The organism is Brochothrix thermosphacta DSM 20171 = FSL F6-1036 (assembly GCF_036884295.1).
GTDB lineage: Bacteria > Bacillota > Bacilli > Lactobacillales > Listeriaceae > Brochothrix > Brochothrix thermosphacta.
In genome coordinates, this window is the sequence record NZ_CP145608.1 from 2,474,440 (window position 1) to 2,493,740 (window position 19,301).

The 19,301-nt window shown below is 34.2% G+C and carries 11 protein-coding genes; 1 reads left to right on the plus strand and 10 read right to left on the minus strand.

Annotation, left to right across the window (positions count from 1 at the left end; all coding sequences use genetic code 11):
* Nucleotides 1-107 precede the first annotated feature (107 nt).
* The 7 genes from V6S17_RS12260 to V6S17_RS12290 all read right to left on the minus strand — a co-directional run bounded on the left by V6S17_RS12260 (nucleotide 108) and on the right by V6S17_RS12290 (nucleotide 13,352).
* Nucleotides 108-1,535, minus strand: coding sequence for a helix-turn-helix domain-containing protein (locus V6S17_RS12260; protein ID WP_029091443.1), 1,428 nt, complete (start codon nucleotides 1,533-1,535; stop codon nucleotides 108-110).
* Between the two features lie 87 nt (nucleotides 1,536-1,622).
* The gene (locus V6S17_RS12265; RefSeq protein ID WP_029091442.1) at nucleotides 1,623-2,630 is read right to left on the minus strand and encodes an acyltransferase family protein; all 1,008 of its coding nucleotides are present in this window, start codon (nucleotides 2,628-2,630) and stop codon (nucleotides 1,623-1,625) included.
* Nucleotides 2,631-2,858: 228 nt separating this feature from the next.
* Nucleotides 2,859-4,160, minus strand: coding sequence for a murein hydrolase activator EnvC family protein (locus V6S17_RS12270; RefSeq protein ID WP_029091441.1), 1,302 nt, complete (start codon nucleotides 4,158-4,160; stop codon nucleotides 2,859-2,861).
* Nucleotides 4,161-4,324: 164 nt separating this feature from the next.
* Nucleotides 4,325-6,454 carry an MSCRAMM family protein gene (locus V6S17_RS12275; protein ID WP_338515872.1) on the minus strand — a complete coding sequence of 710 codons (2,130 nt, stop codon included), beginning with the start codon at nucleotides 6,452-6,454 and terminating at the stop codon, nucleotides 4,325-4,327.
* Nucleotides 6,455-6,535: 81 nt separating this feature from the next.
* On the minus strand, nucleotides 6,536-9,544 hold the full coding sequence (locus tag V6S17_RS12280) for an MSCRAMM family protein (protein ID WP_069124569.1): 3,009 nt from the start codon (nucleotides 9,542-9,544) through the stop codon (nucleotides 6,536-6,538).
* 87 nt (nucleotides 9,545-9,631) lie between these two features.
* Nucleotides 9,632-12,622, minus strand: a complete 2,991-nt coding sequence (locus V6S17_RS12285; RefSeq protein ID WP_029091440.1) for a collagen binding domain-containing protein — start codon at nucleotides 12,620-12,622, stop codon at nucleotides 9,632-9,634.
* Between the two features lie 205 nt (nucleotides 12,623-12,827).
* On the minus strand, nucleotides 12,828-13,352 hold the full coding sequence (locus V6S17_RS12290) for a hypothetical protein (protein ID WP_029091439.1): 525 nt from the start codon (nucleotides 13,350-13,352) through the stop codon (nucleotides 12,828-12,830).
* Between the two features lie 649 nt (nucleotides 13,353-14,001).
* Here V6S17_RS12290 and V6S17_RS12295 point away from each other — a divergent pair.
* A complete protein-coding gene (locus V6S17_RS12295) occupies nucleotides 14,002-14,367 on the plus strand; it encodes a winged helix-turn-helix transcriptional regulator (protein WP_029091438.1) in 366 nt (121 codons plus the stop codon).
* A gap of 627 nt (nucleotides 14,368-14,994) precedes the next feature.
* Here V6S17_RS12295 and V6S17_RS12300 read toward each other — a convergent pair.
* The 3 genes from V6S17_RS12300 to V6S17_RS12310 form a co-directional block, all read right to left on the minus strand.
* Nucleotides 14,995-16,458 carry a helix-turn-helix domain-containing protein gene (locus V6S17_RS12300; RefSeq protein WP_029091437.1) on the minus strand — a complete coding sequence of 488 codons (1,464 nt, stop codon included), beginning with the start codon at nucleotides 16,456-16,458 and terminating at the stop codon, nucleotides 14,995-14,997.
* 521 nt (nucleotides 16,459-16,979) lie between these two features.
* Nucleotides 16,980-17,627 carry a beta-phosphoglucomutase gene (gene pgmB / locus V6S17_RS12305; RefSeq protein WP_051457267.1) on the minus strand — a complete coding sequence of 216 codons (648 nt, stop codon included), beginning with the start codon at nucleotides 17,625-17,627 and terminating at the stop codon, nucleotides 16,980-16,982.
* Nucleotides 17,618-19,291 (minus strand): glycoside hydrolase family 3 protein, encoded by a 1,674-nt coding sequence (locus V6S17_RS12310; protein ID WP_036027265.1) that lies wholly within the window; start codon nucleotides 19,289-19,291, stop codon nucleotides 17,618-17,620. Before V6S17_RS12310 ends, pgmB begins: the two co-directional genes overlap by 10 nt.
* Between the last annotated feature and the right edge of the window lie 10 nt (nucleotides 19,292-19,301).

The window sequence follows — 19,301 nt, forward strand, 5'->3', positions numbered from 1 at the left end:
CTGAGTAGTTAGCTGTTTCTCACCATGTGGCCATCACTCTAAACTGCACATTAAAAGCATCTCAAACTTTATTGAGATGCTTTTTCACTGTCTATTTTTCAATATTTTCATAGCTGCTTGATTCGTTTTTTTATCAATTGTCTCTTTTTTTGATCAGGAAATAAAGAGCACGCAATCACCGGGGTACTCCCTAACGTCAAGCCTTCTTTATTCGTTAATACCAAGCTATAATTAGCAGCATTTTGCTCTAACGTTTCAACAGATATTTCATTGATAATCGTTAAATTACAATCCATTTCTAGCGCCTGTTTAATGTATTGTGCTAAGAAATATTGATGTCTTTCTGCTACATTAAAGTGCAAACAAATTGTTATATCTTTCTTTTTTTCCAACCTTTCTAATAGTTTATCCCAGTTGACCAAAACACAGTAACATCGATTGAACATTATATTATCCGAATACGACAAATCTTTGAAGATTTTACGATACTCACGTACAAAAAGATTATAAAAAGCACTGAAATTGGTATGCGAGTTCATAATGAAGTCTTTTCGTTTATTATACAAAAGACAATTACTTTGATATTTCCTACTCTCTTCATTAAGCAGACAATTTAAAACATGTTCTGCATTAGAGATTTCAAAGTCTAACGCCACAGATAACTTATTAAGAAGGTGTCGATAGTGATCCTGCCTTTTTATAAAAAACACACTACTCTCGTATTCAACATTACTTTTTAAATAACTTTCTAGCAAAAATACATCAAATATTTGTTGTAACAAAGGAATAGTGATTGGCTTACAAAATATTTTTTCTATTTTTTTCAAGCTATTTTTATCACTTATTATGTTTTGATAGAAGACATTAGAAACGTCATTGTTAATTGGAATTTTATGATTGTTTTTTGTCCTTGTGACAGACACTAATAAGCACACTTGCATTATGTATTTATCCGTATATTCAATCTTAGGTTCATCCTGTTCTTCAAGCATAACAATCATGTCATTTACTAAATTGAGGGAATCATCTGAAAAAACAGCAGTAGCTTTCTGATACTTTTCTAACATTAAGTGAATTAAGAATTGGCGAATTAATGATTCATCCCCTGTAATGCGATATGGATGGGATGTAATTTCCATTTTAGACGATTTTAATTTTTGATTAAGCCGATTCACCAATCTACCTAATGTTGACTGGCTGATGTATAGATGTTTACATATCGTTGATGCAGAGAAGCCAGTTCCAAACGCTAAAATTTCCAAAAAGTTAAATTCAAGGCTATCTTTTAAAATATACTTATAAATAGCGCTCTTAGAATAATTATCAAAAAGAGTTAGGCAATAACCGTATTTTTTAGCATATTGTATCTCAAAAAATTCCAATCCTCTATTCAGATAGGCAATATCTGATTGGATAAGCCGTTCTGATAAACCAACTTCTTCTGAGATAGCCTTAGTCGTCATCCATTCATTACAATACAGTATTTCTAACAAATTCAAATGCCGTAAAGAGCGACTATTCAATAACTTCCTCATCGTCACAATTCCTTTCTTTTCATAAAATAAAATTTTCTACAGAAAATCGATTACTTTGGTCTTATATTATAGCTGGTTTTATCGTATTTACATGAGTCGAAAAAGTCGTTTATTTCCACGTTTCGACCACAATGACAACAAAATCAGGTAGCTTACTATCACACTAACTACTTTTATAATTAAATAAAATGTCCCTTCTGAATAAATACCTACTACTTGACCGACCTTATCAAACCCTAACAATAAAAAATATTGTGTCCCTAGCAACAGAATTGCTTTCTTTCCAAAAATTGTTAGACTACACATCTTATTATATTGTTTGATAAGTAATACCGAAAATAAAATACCACTCGTTGCGCTGAGTAGAAATAAGAAATAATTTGTCCCGTAATAGTTATCATACACACTGATAAATTTCGACCCATTAAGCCATATCATATTAATAACTAACACTATTCCTGAACTGAAAAACAATAATACACATAAGTTTTTGTTAGTTTCTAGCCATCCTAATAAATCGTATTTTTTAGTAATATTTCCCAGATAGTAGAAGCAAAAACAACCGAAAACAATATGTATACCAAAGGGGTATTTAAGGCCTGTTTCACTTAGACCCCATCCAATAATACAGCTAGCAATAACTAAAGTGAATTGCAGCCACCTCTTGTTTTCTAATTTGTTAAAGCCTACAAATACCAGTTCTATTATCAGTAAGACAATTAAGAACCACAAGGGAGAATTCCAACCTATACTTCCATTGATATAAAAAACGCTTAATAATGTATTTAATGGTTCTCGCTCTAAACCACCCGTTTTAATATAATAAAAAACATTGATAAAGACTACAGAAATCATTTGGAAAATAAGATATGGAAGCAACAGGACTTTCCATTTTTTATAAAAATAATTCTCTTGATTTGGTCTAAATAAGTAACCTGAAATGAAAAAGAACAGCGGCATATGGAAAGAATAAATTAGTTTCATCAGCATACCCGTCGAGTCATTAGCAGCAGTTATAACAATTGAGTGCCCAATAATCACCAAAATTATTCCATATGCTTTTAAGTTATCCAACCATATCATTCGTTCTTGCATTTTTATCTTCCCCATTCGTTTTTCAGATAGTATCTCGTGCTCTTTTTCTGAATATTTTTTATTATAGCACTATTAATTTAACGAGAAGATGCCCTTATGCGAGAAAAACAATTACTCAAAAAATAGTTCTTTGCGCACTTATTTTAAACAGCGAATTTCTATTATCATTATAAAAAACCACGCAAATCTGCGTGGTTTTTTTAATACTTTATTATTATTTCGATTATCCTAGAAGAAAAGTTCCGGGTTCAATACATTTCCAATACCACCATATAATGATGTGCGAATTTCAAAATGTAAATGCGTTCCTGTTGATTGTCCGGTTGAACCCATACCACCAATTACTTGACCTTGTGTTACAGATTGTCCTACACTAACTGATTGTGATGACTGATGCGCATAGAGCGTATAGTTTCCATCATCATGTTGTATAATTGTAGCCATTCCGTAACCAGAGACTGGTGCCCCATCATTTTGAACAAGGACAACTTTCCCACTTTTTGATGCATAGATTGGCGAACCTTGTGCTCCACCAAAATCAGTTCCTTTATGGAAACCACTACTATCTAAACCACTACGTGGACCGTAATGTGAACTAATAGGTGCTGAACTCGGTCTAATATAGCCACTACCTGTTGGTGGTGAAGGTTGCTCAGTCTCTGGTTTTACATTTTGTTGACCTGATGGTTTACTAGATTCAACAGGCGGTGCCACCGTTTTAGTTGGTGCTTCTTTTTCTACTTCAGGCATTAAAGCAACTTCAACTTTTTCATCTTCAATTGCATTCGTTTTCTCAGACTCTGCTGCTTTTTTTGCTGCTAAAGCAACTTCTGCACGTTGTTTTTCTGCTGCTAAAGAGGCTGCTCTTGCCGCTTTATCTGCTTTTTCGGCAGCCACACGGACAATCTCTGCTTGTTTTTTACTTTGAATCGTTGTTTTTTCAGTTGCCAATTTTGCAACAACCGCCTCTTTCGTAGCTTCTTGTTCCTTTAAATCAATGGCATTAGTTTCTATTTTCGCGATATTCTCACGTTGTATTTTCATTATTTTATTCATTTCTGACGCTGCAGTATCTACTTCTTTTTTATCATTTTTTTGCGTATCAAACATTTCACGGTTAGCTGATACTAAACGAGAAACCACACTAACACGCGCTATTGCATCTGTTACAGACTCAGAATTCAAAACAAAGTCAACATAGTTAACATCTTGTCCATTTGTTTGAAGCGCACGTGCTTGTTTGATAAGTACGCCTTCACGTTTTTCCATTTTTTCTTCTAACTCAAGACTTCTTGTTGCTAATTTATCTGATTCTTCTTGTTTTTTCTTAATGTCGCTTATAAGTTTTTTAGATTCAGTTTGATTTTCTTTGATTTTATCAGTAAGTTCGACTAATTGCTCTTTAGTTGTTTTAGCTTGAATATCAATACTTTTAATTTGGTCATCATATGTGTCTGCTTTAACTGCAGTTATCATTATCGGTGCAACTAAACCTGTAATAAGTGTCACCGTAAGTAGTTTCTTTATCATTGTTGTGGTACACGTCCTTTCAATTCAACTACTCGATTGTAACACAGTTCTTCTGAGCTGATGTTACAGTAACATAACAATGTTGTTACCAATTAAAAAAGAAGTTCATCACCCCTTGTTTAAAGGGATAAATGAACTTCTTTTTGTAGTTTGTAGCTAAACTTCTAGAAATTTTTCTTAGGACGACGTTTCAACATGAAAGCACTCATCATTGTAACAAACATTCCTAAAACGACGAACAAGCGATCCATTGGGTTATCACCTGTAGTCGGCAACGAAGTTGGCTGATTTGGAATAAGAACAGATTCCGATGGTCCATCTGGTTTTATTGATCCATTTGGAGTCGGTGTCCAAGTTGTTCCTGGTTTCACTGGGTTACCTGGATTGCCTGGTTTACCTGGTTCGCCTGGTTTACCTGGTTTACCTGGTTTACCTGGTTTACCTGGTTTACCTGGTTTACCTGGTTTACCTGGTTTACCTGGTTTACCTGGTTTACCTGGTTTGTCTGGTTTGTCTGGTTTGTCTGGCTTCACTGGTGGAATAATAATTGTCTCTTCTTCCGCTTTATTAATAAATATTCCAAGGTCTAATGAAACAAATGTGTCTGATTCATCAATAATTGTAAACGTTAATAACTTCTCTGATTTCACAAAGCCTTGTGGCGCTTTTGTTTCTTTAAACGCATAGTTACCTGGCGCTAAATCACTGGCACTCACACGACCTTTTTCATCTGAAATCAAACCAGATTTTACAACTTCACCTGAATTTGTATCTATTAACTCAAACTCTGCATCTGGCAATGGCACATTATTTTCATCTACTTTGATGAAGCTTGCCATACCTTGATAGTTAACTAATTCACCTGCATTTACAACTTCTGGCACTGCTGCTTGTTCTGCTTCAATTGTAAATCCAACGGGATTAGTATTTAAAATGTATCCTGTTGGTGCTTTTGTTTCAACAAATTGGTATTTCCCAGGTGATAAATTATCAACTGTTATTTTACCACTTACATCTGTTACTAATTTATCTGCAATTGTTTTACCGTCTGCATCTACTACTTTAAACTCTGCATTTTCTAAAACTTTTCCAATAGCATCTACTTTCGTTAATACTGCGCTCGCTTTGTAGTTTGCTAATTCACCTGCATTTACAACTTTAGGCATCGCTGCTTGCTCTGCTTCTATTGTAAATTCAACGGGGTCAGTATTTAAAACGTATCCTGTTGGTGCTTTTGTCTCAACAAACTGGTATGTTCCTGGTGCAAGTTTTGTAGCTGTCACTTCGCCTGCTTCATTTGATACCAGTTTTTCGATTACTGTTTTACCTTCTGCATTAATTACTTTAAACTCTGCATTTTCTAAAAATTTTCCATCAACATCTACTTTCGTTAATACTGCACTACCTTTGTAGTTTACAAATTCGCCTACATTGACGACTTTAGGCATCGCTGCTTGCTCTGCTTCTATTGTAAATTCAACAGTGTCAGTATTTAAAACGTATCCTGTTGGTGCTTTTGTCTCAACAAACTGGTATGTTCCTGGTGCAAGTTCTGTAGCTGTCACTTCGCCTGCTTCATTTGATACCAGTTTTTCGATTACTGTTTTACCTTCTGCATTAATTACTTTAAACTCTGCATTTTCTAAAACTTTTCCATCAACATCTACTTTTGTTAACACTGCACTACCTTTGTAGTTTACAAATTCGCTGGCATTGACGACTTTTGGCATCGCTGCTTGCTCTGCTTCTATTGTAAATTCAACCGGTTCAGTATTTAAAATGTATCCTGTTGGTGCTTTCGTTTCGACAAACTGGTATGTTCCTGGCGCAAGTTCTGGTGCTGTCACTTCACCTGCTTCATTTGATACCAGTTTTTCGATTACTGTTTTACCTTCTGCATCAATTACTTTAAACTCTGCATTTTCTAAAACTTTTCCATCAACATCTACTTTCGTTAATACTGCGCTCGCTTTGTAGTTTGCTAATTCACCTGCATTCACAACTTTAGGCATCGCTGCTTGCTCTGCTTCTATTGTAAATTCAACGGTATCAGTATTTAAAACGTATCCTGTTGGTGCTTTTGTCTCAACGAATTGGTAATCACCTGGTGCAAGTTCTGTAGCTGTCACTTCACCTGTTTCATTTGATACAAGTTTTTCGATTACTGTTTTACCTTCTGCATCAATTACTTTAAACTCTGCATTTTCTAAAACTTTTCCATCAACATCTACTTTCGTTAATACTGCACTACCTTTGTAGTTTGCTAATTCACCTGCATTCACAACTTTAGGCATCGCTGCTTGCTCTGCTTCTATTGTAAATTCAACGGGGTCAGTATTTAAAATGTATCCTGTTGGTGCTTTTGTTTCAACGAATTAGTAATCACCTGGTGCAAGTTCTGTAGCTGTCACTTCACCTGTTTCATTTGATACAAGTTTTTCGATTACTGTTTTACCTTCTGCATCAATTACTTTAAACTCTGCATTTTCTAAAAATTTTCCATCAACATCTACTTTTGTTAATACTGCACTACCTTTGTAGTTTACAAATTCGCCTACATTGACGACTTTAGGCATCGCTGCTTGCTCTGCTTCTATTGTAAAATCGACCGGATCAGTATTTAAAATGTATCCTGTTGGTGCTTTTGTTTCGATAAACTGGTAAGTTCCTGGTGCAAGTTCTGTAGCTGTCACTTCGCCTGCTTCATTTGATACCAGTTTTCCAATCACTGTTTTACCGTCTTTATCAACAACTTTAAACTCTGCATTTTCTAACTTTTTACCATCCGCAGTTACTTTCGTTAATACTGCGCTACCTTTGTAGTTAGTTAATTCGTTAGAATCTACAGCAGCTGGCTCGCCTGCAGCAGAGTCAACGATTGTAAACGCAACGGGGTCAGTATTTAAAACGTAACCTGTTGGTGCTTTTGTTTCAACAAATTGGTAATCACCTGGCGCAAGATCTGCAACAGCTATTTTACCCTTTGAATTCGTTATTAAATTATCGACAACTGTTTTACCATCTGCGTCAACAACTTTAAATTCTGCGTTCTCTAGCGCATTTCCATCAACATCTACTTTAGTTAATGCTGCGCTACCTTTATAGTTTGCTAACTCAATTGTTTTAACTACTTTTGGCATTGCTGCTTGTGCTGCCGCAATTGTAAACTCAACCGGGTTAGTATTGATAATGTATCCTGTTGGTGCTTTTGTTTCAACAAATTGATATGTGCCTGGCGCTAAGTTTTCCGCAAAGACAATACCCTCTTCATTAGATGTGATTTTTTCAATCACGGTCTCATTTTTATCATTGACTACTTTAAATTCTGCGCCTTCAAGTGTGTTACCTTCTTTATCAACCTTGATTAATTCTGCGCTACCCATATAGTTAGCGAAAACACCTGAGTTGATATCTTTTGGAGCATAAGATTGTTTTGCTTCTACAGTGAAGCTTACTTTATCTGTATTTAAAACATAGCCTGTTGGTGCTTTTGTTTCAACGAATTGATATTCGCCTGGTGCAAGATCAGCAGCTTTAATTTTACCTTCTGCATTTGAAGTCAATTTATCAATCACAGTATTACCGTCTGCATCAATCACTTTGAATTCTGCACCCGCTAATTCGTTACCATTGCCATCAATTTTACGAAGTTCTGCGCCACCTTTGTAGTTAACAAATTTTCCAGCATCTACTACTGTTGGTTTGCCTGCGTTTTCAGCACTAATAGTAAAGGCTGTTTTCGCATCATTTAAGATGTAGCCTGTTGGTGCTTTTGTTTCGATAAATTCATAATCACCTGGTTCAAGTTCTGGTGCAACAACTTGACCATTTTCATCTGAAATTATTTTTTCAATGATTGTTTTTCCATCTGAGTTCACAACTTTAAATTCAGCATTTTCAAGCGCTTTTCCATCCGCATCAGTTTTTGTTAACTGAGCGCTGCCTTTATAGTTTGTTAGTTCATTGGCAACGATTGTTTCTGGTTTTCCTTCAGTAGAATCAGCAACTGTAAAAGCTACTGCTTCTGTATTGAGGATATAGCCTGATGGTGCTTTTGTTTCAACAAATGTATATTTCCCAGGTGCTAAATTAGCAACTGTTATTTTACCGTCTGCATTTGTTGTTAATTTTTCAACAACTGTTGATCCTTCTGAATCAATCACTTTAAATTCAGCATTTTCTAAAGCGTTACCTTTAGCATCTACTTTTGTTAACTCTGCACTACCTTTGTAGTTTATTAATTCGCCTGCAGCAACTACTGCTGGTTTATCAACATTTGAGTCATTAATTGTAAATGTAGTTTTTGTTGGATTTAAAACATAGCCTGCTGGTGCTGCTGTTTCGACAAAAGCGTAAGTTCCTGGCGCTAAGTTCTCAGCCAATACTTTACCCTCTTTATCTGTTGAAAGATTCGTGATGATATCTTCATCTTTATCATTAACAACTTTGAAAATTGCACCTTCTAAGGCTTTGTTATCTTCAGTAACTTTTTTCAATTCTGCACTACCTTTGTAGTTAGCAAAATTCCCTGCAAGAACCGTTTCTGGTTTACCTGTATTAGTTGTGTTAATCGTAAAACTAGCTTCAGCTTTATTTAATACATAGCCTGCAGCAGCTTTAGTTTCCACAAATTTATAGTCACCAGGTGCTAAATCAGAAATTTCTACAACACCTTCTGTATTAGACACAAGGTTTTCAGCAACTGATTTACCTGCACTATCAATTACTTTAAATACCGCACCTTGAATGGCTTGATCATCTTTATCAACCTTAATCAATTGAGCGCTACCTTGATAGTTTGTTGCCGTTGTTGTTAAGACTTGCTCTGAACGCGTTGTTTGGTCAATTGTAAACGTGTCTGTTTCTTCGTTTAAAATGTATCCCGTTGGTGCTTTTGTTTCAACAAATGTATATTTCCCAGGTGCTAAATTAGCGACTTCAAGCTCGCCATTTTTATCTGTCGTTAAGTTTTCTGCGACAGTTGCACCTTGTTCATTCACTAACTTAAAGACCGCACCTTCTAAAGACTCGCCCTTATCATTTTCTTTTTTCAATTTAGCAGTTCCTTGGTAGTTAACCAATGTCCCTGCGTTGATAGCTGTTGGTTTACCTGCACTTGAATCTGCGATTGTAAATTCAATTGGTGTATCGTTAATACCGTAACCAGTTGTCGCTGTCGTCTCTACAAATGAATAGTTACCCGGCGCTAAGCCATCAGCAGTAACAATCCCGTCTGCATTAGATTTAAGCCCTGTTTTAATCGTATCACCTTGTGCATTTACAACTTTGAAAATAGAATTCGGTAACCCTTTAAGTTTCGCATCTGTTTTTAGAATAGAAGCGCTACCTTGATAGTTTTTAAATTCAATGTTTGTTGTTACCATGACACCATTTTCATCTAAAACAACATCAAATGTTTGCGGTGTTGTATTTAAAAGATAACCCGCTGGTGCTTTAACTTCTTTTAATGTTTAGGTTCCTTCAAGTAAACCTTCAATCGCTAGTTTACCATTTGCATCTACTTTTAAGTCTGGAAGAATAACATCTCCTGCCTCGTCTAACACTTCAAACGTTGCACCAGGAAGTCCTTTACCAGCTTCATTTACTTTACTAACTGTCACTAATGTTGCTGGATCAACAACTTTGAGTGTCATCATTGGATTTTGTTGTGTCACCACAACTTTAACTTTCTTACCAACTGCGTATTCCGGATCGATTGAGAAACCAGCAGGTGACTCTGTTTCTTTAATCACGTAATCGCCAGCTCTCAAGCCACCGAATGAAACAGTACCACTAGCATCTGTTGTACCAGTACGTAACATCGTTTTTTTCGTTTTATCTAAGATAATAAATGTCGCACCAATCAATGGTTTATTCGCTTTATCTACCTTAGTGATTGTTAAACCACCACGAATACCTGATGCATCACCAGAACCTGATGATGTTTGTACAATGACTTCTTCTGACGTTTTTTGTGTCACTGTCGTGACGTTGTCACCACTCATTGTAATTTCATTGCTTACGCTTTCTTTATCACTCGCATCGATTGCTGATGAATAATTTAAAACATACGCTTTATTGATTGTTTTTAAAAACTTAAGTTCAAAACTTTGTTTTCCTGTTGAACCATCCGTTGTAATGACAAGGCTGTAATCAACATCCCTCACCAAAGCTTTGGTTTTATCTGCTTCGACATAACCGTTAGATTGAACTTTAGTTTCATAGATATGGAACGAACTTTCAATTAAAACTTGGTTAGCTGTTGGTGTATCAATGATTTTATAACCACTAATTGTTGATTGACTATTATTTAAACCAATTGTCCAATCAATATTATCACCATTTTGTTGGCCACTTTTAGTGACAAGCGAACCACCAAAACCAACTTGAACAGTCGCATCTAGCGGGAAATCTTTGCCATCATTTGTATAAGTAGCCGTATTTTTATATTCGCCACCAATTACCAAACCATCAAGTGATGTTTTAAAGTCCATTCCGATAGAAGCATCTTTACCAGTGAAGTCTTTTAACAACTCAACTTCAACTGTATAATTATTGCTAGCATTTGGCTCTGTCACCTTAAATTCTTCGGGTTTTAAAGCTGCCCCTTTAACAATGACACCTTTTTTATCAACAGAATAATGATAAACATTCACTGAATTAGGAATGAATTTTTGGTTATTATTTGAATTATTTGTATACGGTATTTTATCTGTAATTTTTGCATTTTTCAAATCAGCACGGTTATAGTTTGCATGAATTGTCCATGTGATTTCTTTAGTCATAGAATTATAAGAACCTGATTTCGAACCATTTGATTGTGATTCTACAGGTGCCGTATATTCCTTACCATCAGTTGAAGTATGCGGTTTATTATCACTACCTGTCCATGATAAAGAAGCTGTATTACTATACTTATTGGTATCATTTTCAAGTGCTTCATAACGCGTATCATACGTCAGTGTGAATTTATGATTTGTTGTTTTGTATTTACCTATAAAAGTAATATCAAAACCTTTGCCATTTTCTTTAGGAACTAATGTGTAATCAGTACCGTTAACTAATAATGCATTTTTATCATCATTATCAACTAATTTCAATGTTTCTGGCAGTAATTTAAGCGCTGTTGTTCCAAAAGCATCATTGATTTTCATATCAGTCATCGTGTACTTATTACCATTAATATCTAATTTCCAACTCACTGTTTCTGCATCACTATCAGAATCAGTAATTGTTTTAATCAATGATTGTTGACCTGATGTACCACCTGCGTTTGCAGTTTGGCCACCGCCAGTTGTAACGTTGTTAACGACTGGACTTGCGCCATCAACAATATCATTGTGCTTGATCGAATATTTAATGACATATGCTGTAGTGATAGCATTTGTGAAACTCACTTCGAAACCATTTTTACCTTCGGCTGCGTTGTTTGCTTCTTTAATCGAATACTCACTTGGACTAATAGGCGTTTCATCTATTTTTTCATTACCGTTTTCATCTATTTTAACGGGATAAATTTTAACGCCTTCAAGCCCACCAACCAAATCAAGGTTGTTACCAAATTGATCGGTTAATTTAGCTTTATCTTTAGCGATTGTTAGTTCATTGTAGTTGTATTTAACCGCAAAATCATATGTTTGCGTAGCTGGGTCGTATTTTGTTGTTTCTTTTGTAAGTGGTTTACCATACTTTGCACTCACTGTACTATCTGCACTTGCATTTTTACCAACGCCTGTCAAAGTCGCTGTGTTTTTGAAATCTTTTTGGCCTTCTAGCTGTTCAGGATTTTCAATATCCGTATCATAAATAATACGATATGCCTTGTTGATGCTAGGGTCCTTAAAGGTAATGGTCCCATCTTGAGCTAAGGTATATTTGCTTGGATCGACTAGTTTACCTTGTGTTGTATTACCTTTAACATCTACATTCAACTCATAGACAGCTGCTTTATTTAGCTTTAAGCCTGTTGGCAAAGCATCTTTAACTACTGCATTTTCAATTTTAGACAAACTTGTATTGATATCCACTGTCCATGTGACAGTTGTTGGGTTATAGCCTTTATCTAAGACACCCGTTTTAGAAATATCTACACCGTTTGTTGGTTTCAAGAAAATAGGTACCGTGATTTCTTTATCACCTACTGGAAAAACAATCTCTTGTTGTGTTTCGCCTGTAATTATTTCTTTGTTTAAAGCTGTCGCAACTTTAATTGTTCCTTTTATTTCTGAACGGTCTTCTACTTCTGCATTAAAAGTTAAAGTAACGTGACCATTTGTATCAATTTTATATGTCCCTAATTCAACACCATCTTGAATTAAAACACCATTAACAGTACTATACATTTTAAAAACGTTTGGTAAATCAAACTCAAATGTATCACCATTCACAACATCTAGATCTTCTGGTATTTCCCAACCTATATCGATATTTACGTTCTGATCTAGTGCTGCTGGATTATCCACAGTAAAGGGTTTACCATCTTTATCTGTAATTTTAGCACTCGTTATAATATTCTCTGTAATTGGTGCCCCTGGACGTGTTTCTGCTTTAATAAAAGCCTGTTTTGCAGCTTTTTTGATTTTTTTAGTTGTTGGTTTTTCAACTTCCTTGGAAGGTTTCTCGTCATCTTTTGAAGACTTTTCATCTTCTTTCGGAGGTTTCGCTTCATCAGTAGAAGCTGCTTTTTTCCTGTTCTACTGTGAACTCTTTGACAATCATGCTTTCACCTAATGAAAAAACAATTTTTTCAGCTTTTACATCAGTTTCAACAGCATTGTAGGTGGCTTTAAAAACAAGATGGTACGGTGCGCCAGTTACTGCTTCATCATTAAATAAAATCTTAATGCTATTATTAGCAATAGTGTAGCTTCCGACTGCTTTGTTTTGTTCGTCAACAACATTTCCTTCACCAAAAACATCCCCATGTAATTGGCTTGGCAATGCCATCAATGTAGCCTCTTTCGTTATTTCCCCATCTTTCATCGTCAACCCTAACTTGACGAAAAGTTCTTGTTTCTCTTTCAACGTTGTTGCTTCTGTAGTTAATTCTTCATTGTCTGAAACTAAAACATCAGTTAACGATACTACTGTTGGCAGTTCTGCTGCTTTAACTGGTACATGTACTAATACCGATTGCGCAACAAATGTAAACAACACAAAGAGAATGAAACTTTTTTGAAGTTTCTTAATCATCCCTGTTTTCCCCCTATTATAATAATTATTTATCCCTTTTGTATTTTCAATTTTTATGTAGTAAGTAATCCCCTACTTACTACTTTCGCCAAAAAAGCAATCCCCTACTCATTGGCAACTGTGAACAAGTAATCCCCTACTTGCTCTATAAATTATGTAGCAAAATTAGATAATCCCCTATCTAATTATTTACTTGCAGCCAGTTATCCCCAACTTGCTACCTTATACAGTATATCGAACTCACTAATAAAATAAAAGTTGCTTTACAACTAAAATCGCTAAGTCTTTAGACCCTTTTATCAAGAACGATAGAAACTATGTTGTAATTCAATAAAATATAAAATAATCATTCTTTTTAATATAAAAAAATACTTTTTTATTATATTATCAACTATTTTTATATTAAACGTTGCAAGAAAATAGTTTCATAAAATGTTAGTTTTTTAAAAAATAGGATATTTTGTACTATAAAACGTACCTGTAAAAACATTAGATTATTTTTTGCATATTTTCTATCAAAACGATTAAATGTTACTACGAAAAAGAAAGTTATAATACTTTTTCTTTTTAAAGCTCTCATGTATAGTATTACTTAATCTACCTTTAAAGATATATTGTTAGTCTCGGGCATAAAGAAAGGAACATTTAAATGAAAAAAACATACACAATCGGAGTTGAAGCAACACTCGATGTAATTGGTGGAAAATGGAAAACTGTCATACTTTGTCACCTTCGTAACTCTTCTCTACGCACAGGAGAATTAAAACGATTAATGCCAGGTATTTCACAGAAAATGTTAACTAAACAATTACGAGAACTGGAAGATGCCGGCGTTATTAATCGGAAAGTCTATAATCAAGTTCCGCCTAAAGTACAGTATTCTCTAAGTGATTATGGCGAAAGTCTTTCTGTTATCCTTAACAAGCTCTGTTTATGGGGTGAACAACACGTCGATCGCTTAGAAAACGAAGGCCTTGATGTTTGTTTGCTGAGTCGCGACGAAAAGTTAGCTTAATTTTTAATCAACACTAGTTATCCCCTCCAAAAAAGCAACTTATCATTAAAAGCGATAGTGATTTTTTTACCTTGAAGGCCTTATAAACACTTGAACAGCACCCTATAATATATTTTATAGGGTGTATTACTCGTTTATTAGACTTTTTCCACGATTTATATTCAAACAAAAAAATGCATAAACACTTAAAATTATATAGCTTTTTTCAATAGTTTTTTATCTGTTTAACCTGTGTTCTTTTGCCCCCATAAAAGTTGAGAATATATTTTCAGGCGTGTTTTTTATTCAAAAAATGTAATATCATACATATTCTTTTCTGTATAAGGTTGTATATTTAAACTATAATCATTACATAAATAAGCTGCTAATTTTACAAAATTAAAGATTATTAAAGTCCAATTGCTTGAATATTCAAATCCAATATTATCCCCTAGGACGTAATACATATTTTTTAATCTTACTCTTTTAAATAATCCAGTAGCTCCTGATTTTTAGGGGAAATTCACTTTAATACTTCCTTGAGTAAACGCTATAAAAAAATGAAGCAGATTATTCTACTCCATCAAAATTTAATTTACGGGGATAACTTCTACTTTCAAAACTATTCTCGGACTTGTATTTGTTTTTTTATAATTTGATAGAATCGACTTCATTATTATGCAATTCAGCTTTATTTAGTTCAGTTAAAAACAATTTGATCCTCGTCGCTTGTTCATATGTTGGGACAAATCTTACTCTATAAGAGTACTTTGTATTATCATGCACAGTATATTGATCGGAGAGCACAATGTCATAAGTCTCTTCAGGCGAATAAGATTCCATCGCTAGCTCAAATTCCCCTAACAAATGATTTTGTATATGTCTCGAATAAAATTTTAAAAAAACAGGATCTTTTGAGGATTCGAGCCCAATTCTTGCAGCTGGTAATAGTTTTGAATAATTAATGGTATTATCCAACATTACACTATGAATAAAAATAAAAAAATCATCTTTATCGTCTTTGAAATAATCTGTTAGCTCCTCAAATATTTGTTTTAATTTCAATTTTAAAAGTGGTCGATGTTCCCTAAAATAACTATCATAATTCACATGTTCATCGTCGATAAAAAAACCTTCAAATACTAACATTCTTATGTAGATTTGGGATAATTTACTTTTAAAAGCAATGTCTATTTCAATATCATTAACTAAGTTTTTCAATTCATCTACAAATTTTTCCGAATAACGATACATGATGTTCTTACTTTGAACATGCTCTGAATAGATCAATGTCATTATTGATTGAGAGTCACCTAATAATGGAAAACTATTAGCCATTACAAATATGAAATGAAAATCATTCAACCAATTATCTCCAGAAATATTTTCATATTCAGTTTCTATTTTTGTTAATAACATTTCAAAAACGCGATTGTTTCGTATTACTTTTTTCATACCATAAGTAATTGAAACTAAATTACCTTGATTATTTCTCATCTCACAAATTTCATATAATAATAATAAGCGATTTTTATTTGCTTTTGTAATTTCAATATTTAAAATTGTTTCTGTTTTTTTTATAACAGATGAAAAATAACGATCGGTGGTGAACTCACTTTCAACACCCACCTCTAAATATAAACAATAATAAAAATAACGAATCTGATGTTCTTCCCCTAACAGCTTTGTATTTGTATTCATTTTAATATTAAAATCGGCTAAAATCGAACGATTAACATCTTTCAAAAGACGATAAAAAGTTGATTCACTGATATTTTCCTGCTCTATAAAATTAACACGTTGTTTATTACTTTTTAGTGCGTAATCAAGGATTTTATAACGTAAAGAATCGGAGATAAATTGCGAGACAAGTAATTGTTTCGTAAAAGCAATACCATACTCAAACTCAACATGATGTAAGTGTAATTTTAAAGTAGCATCTAAAAAAAAACTTTCAATTTCATCTGCTAATAGCAGTAAATATTTTTTCAACGTTTTCCGAGACAATAATAGATTCTCTTCTAAAACTTCATAATTCACGCTTTTATGCTTTTCTAGACTTGTCAGCAGATTATATTTTATTAATTGTTCTTTATCGAGTAATCTTTTCATATTTATCGTCCTCCTATTTGACTATGAATCTTTTGGCTATATAATAATTCTAACTTATCTAAAACAAATTAAGCAGCCATTAATTAGTTTTTAAATAGAATAAAATAAAACTACAATCAACTATAATCCATTATTTCTTTATACATAAAAAAGAGGCTGAAAATAACTATATAGCATACTAAATTGATTTTTTTCTTTAAAATTTTAATACAGACAGACTTTTTATATTAAAGGGTCTTCATAGTCATTTGAAATAATATACTCTGACAATTATATTTGTAATTTGCAGACCAAAACAGACGATAGTCTTCGAGGTTTTCAGTTGTTGTAGCTTAATTATCCTATTATCAAAAAATATTTTCATTCCATATACTCGCTTAAATTATTCTACAATCCGCGCCTTCACCATAGGATATTCCTTAATTACAACTGTATAGCATTTCGAATAACTACATAAACAGAAATAAGACTGTCAGTATCTTGGTTAAAAGATACTGACAGTCTTACTTTTTTAATATTATTTAAAATATATTTAATTTTAATTGCTGGGTTGAGGGTAAAATGATCTGCGCAGCTTTTAATTCGATATCCGAGCCAATGCCAACAGATAATATTCCTGCGGCATTTATAGCTTCTACTCCAGCAGCCGCATCTTCAATCCCAACACAATTTTCAAGCGGTACTCCTAATTGATGAGCACACTTTATGAAAATTTCAGGATCCGGTTTTCCTTTAATTAATAAAGATGGGTCCACAATTGTATCAAAACAACTACGTAAACCGATTTTATCTAAAATATACGAACCATTTTGACTTGCTGAGGCTAAACCAATACGAATATCGGCTCGTCTTGCTTCTTTCAAAAAAGGCTCAATGCCAGGTAAAATATCCTGCGGTGTCATCATGCTAATCAATTTTTTATAGTAATCGTTCTTTTCAATGCACATTTTCTCCATTTTTTCTTCAGCGTAACAACCGACCGGCACATTACTTTCCTGCAAGATAATTTTCAATGAGTCTAAACGTGATATTCCCTTTAAACGCGTCTCTACATCAGGTTCCAATTGTAATTGATATTTCTCCGCCAACCATGACCACGCTTTAAAATGGTAGGCAGCTGTATCTGTAATTACGCCCTCAAGATCAAACAATATAGCTTTCAGTAACATTTTGTATCAAACCTCCCACAGAAGGCATCCACTGGGCTTACACCTTTGAATGGACTACGGCCTAATAATTTTTCAATTGTTGCTGCAACAACTTCTGATTGATTACTATAAGCATTAATATAAACTGGCACTCTAGGTGCATCTAGTAAGTGATATGGATTTCCAAAAGAGAGCATGATTGTTGGGATTTCTTTTACCATTGCGGGCATAAATTGTCCCATAGGCAAACCGAACTCCACACGATTCGTTGTTTGATTACTTTTACCTTGGTAATCAAGAACATACAAAATCACATCATAGCGCTCAATAGTTTTAGCACTTGAACTCATCATCATCTCAATGCCAAATTGAAGGTCCTTGCTATCAGCAGTCATCACATTGAAACCCTCATTAACTAAAGTTTTTTCAATTTGTTGACTCGCTTTCAGCTCATTCCCTAATGGTAATAGTAGAATTTTTTTATCTTTTTCAACGTCTAAACGATGGAAATCGATGGCATTTTTAACGAGTGTAACGCCTTTATCGGCAACCTGTTCTTTCAATTGCTGTTGTTGTTCTATTGTTAAGCCCACTTGTTTAGGATGTTTGTTTTTTTCTAGAAGCGCTTTTGTACCGAGTATTCTCGTAACTGCTTCCTCTAGACGAGTAGGTGAAATAATACCTGCTGCAACAGCAGCATAAATACTTTGGTAATCTTCTTCTAGATCTTTGGTAAATAATAACATGTCACAACCCGCATTAATGGTTTCAACAACAGCTTGACTTCGTGGGTAAAAACTATTAAACCCACCCATATTAGAAGCGTCCGTAATGATTAAGCCATTAAATTTCAGCTCACCTCTTAAAAGACCTTGTAATAAACTTTTTGATAACGTTGCTGGACGTAAATCATTATCAGCTATTGTTGGCGTAACGGAACGGTCATACGCAGGTAATAAAATGTGTCCAGCCATTATACAAGGTACTTCTTGCTCAATTAGTTGTCTGTATACTGCACCATATGACTGATGCCACTCATCGAGGGATAATGAATTCACAGAGGGTAATAAATGATGGTCACGATCATCAACACCATCACCTGGAAAATGTTTAACAACAGGTAGAATATCATTATCGGAAAAAACATCGACACATTTAGCTGACATTGCTGCCACTTGATCGACTTGATCACCAAAACTGCGTGTTCCTGTTACAGGGTTATTGGGGTTGATTTGCAAATCAACTACTGGCGAAAAAGTCATATTTATGCCAGTATTAGCTGCCGTTTTTGCAACATCGTTCACAGCGTTTTCAACCAAATCAAGATCATTGGTGGCTGAAAGTAACATGGCACTTCCATATCCCGATTGATCGTTTAACAATGCATTGGCGCCACTTTCTAAATTAGCTGAAAAGAAAGGCTGAATGGAAAGTTCCTTTTCACAAAACGCCTTGATAGCCAGGATTGTTTTCTCTGAAGTGGGTCGGTACATTAGACCCCCAGGTTTAACTTTAGTTAACATACCTTCGATAATTTCTTTAGGATACATATCACTATGCATTAAGAAAAACAGTTGTCCGATTTTTTCCTGTAACGACATGGCTTCCATTTTTTTTATCAGTTCGTTTGCTTCATTGTTCGAAAAATTATATGGTGTGGTTGTTAAAATTTCTAGTTGTGTCATTATTCCAAAC

What these genes read in the sequence shown, in the direction of transcription:
- V6S17_RS12260 (WP_029091443.1), bottom strand. Translation starts at nt 1,535, where the DNA reads ATGAGGAAGTTATTGAATAGTCGCTCTTTACGGCATTTGAATTTGTTA.
- V6S17_RS12265 (WP_029091442.1), bottom strand. Translation starts at nt 2,630, where the DNA reads ATGCAAGAACGAATGATATGGTTGGATAACTTAAAAGCATATGGAATA.
- V6S17_RS12270 (WP_029091441.1), bottom strand. Translation starts at nt 4,160, where the DNA reads ATGATAAAGAAACTACTTACGGTGACACTTATTACAGGTTTAGTTGCA.
- V6S17_RS12275 (WP_338515872.1), bottom strand. Translation starts at nt 6,454, where the DNA reads ATGCCTAAAGTTGTGAATGCAGGTGAATTAGCAAACTACAAAGGTAGT.
- V6S17_RS12280 (WP_069124569.1), bottom strand. Translation starts at nt 9,544, where the DNA reads ATGGTAACAACAAACATTGAATTTAAAAACTATCAAGGTAGCGCTTCT.
- V6S17_RS12290 (WP_029091439.1), bottom strand. Translation starts at nt 13,352, where the DNA reads ATGATTAAGAAACTTCAAAAAAGTTTCATTCTCTTTGTGTTGTTTACA.
- V6S17_RS12295 (WP_029091438.1), top strand. Translation starts at nt 14,002, where the DNA reads ATGAAAAAAACATACACAATCGGAGTTGAAGCAACACTCGATGTAATT.
- V6S17_RS12300 (WP_029091437.1), bottom strand. Translation starts at nt 16,458, where the DNA reads ATGAAAAGATTACTCGATAAAGAACAATTAATAAAATATAATCTGCTG.
- pgmB (WP_051457267.1), bottom strand. Translation starts at nt 17,627, where the DNA reads ATGTTACTGAAAGCTATATTGTTTGATCTTGAGGGCGTAATTACAGAT.
- V6S17_RS12310 (WP_036027265.1), bottom strand. Translation starts at nt 19,291, where the DNA reads ATGACACAACTAGAAATTTTAACAACCACACCATATAATTTTTCGAAC.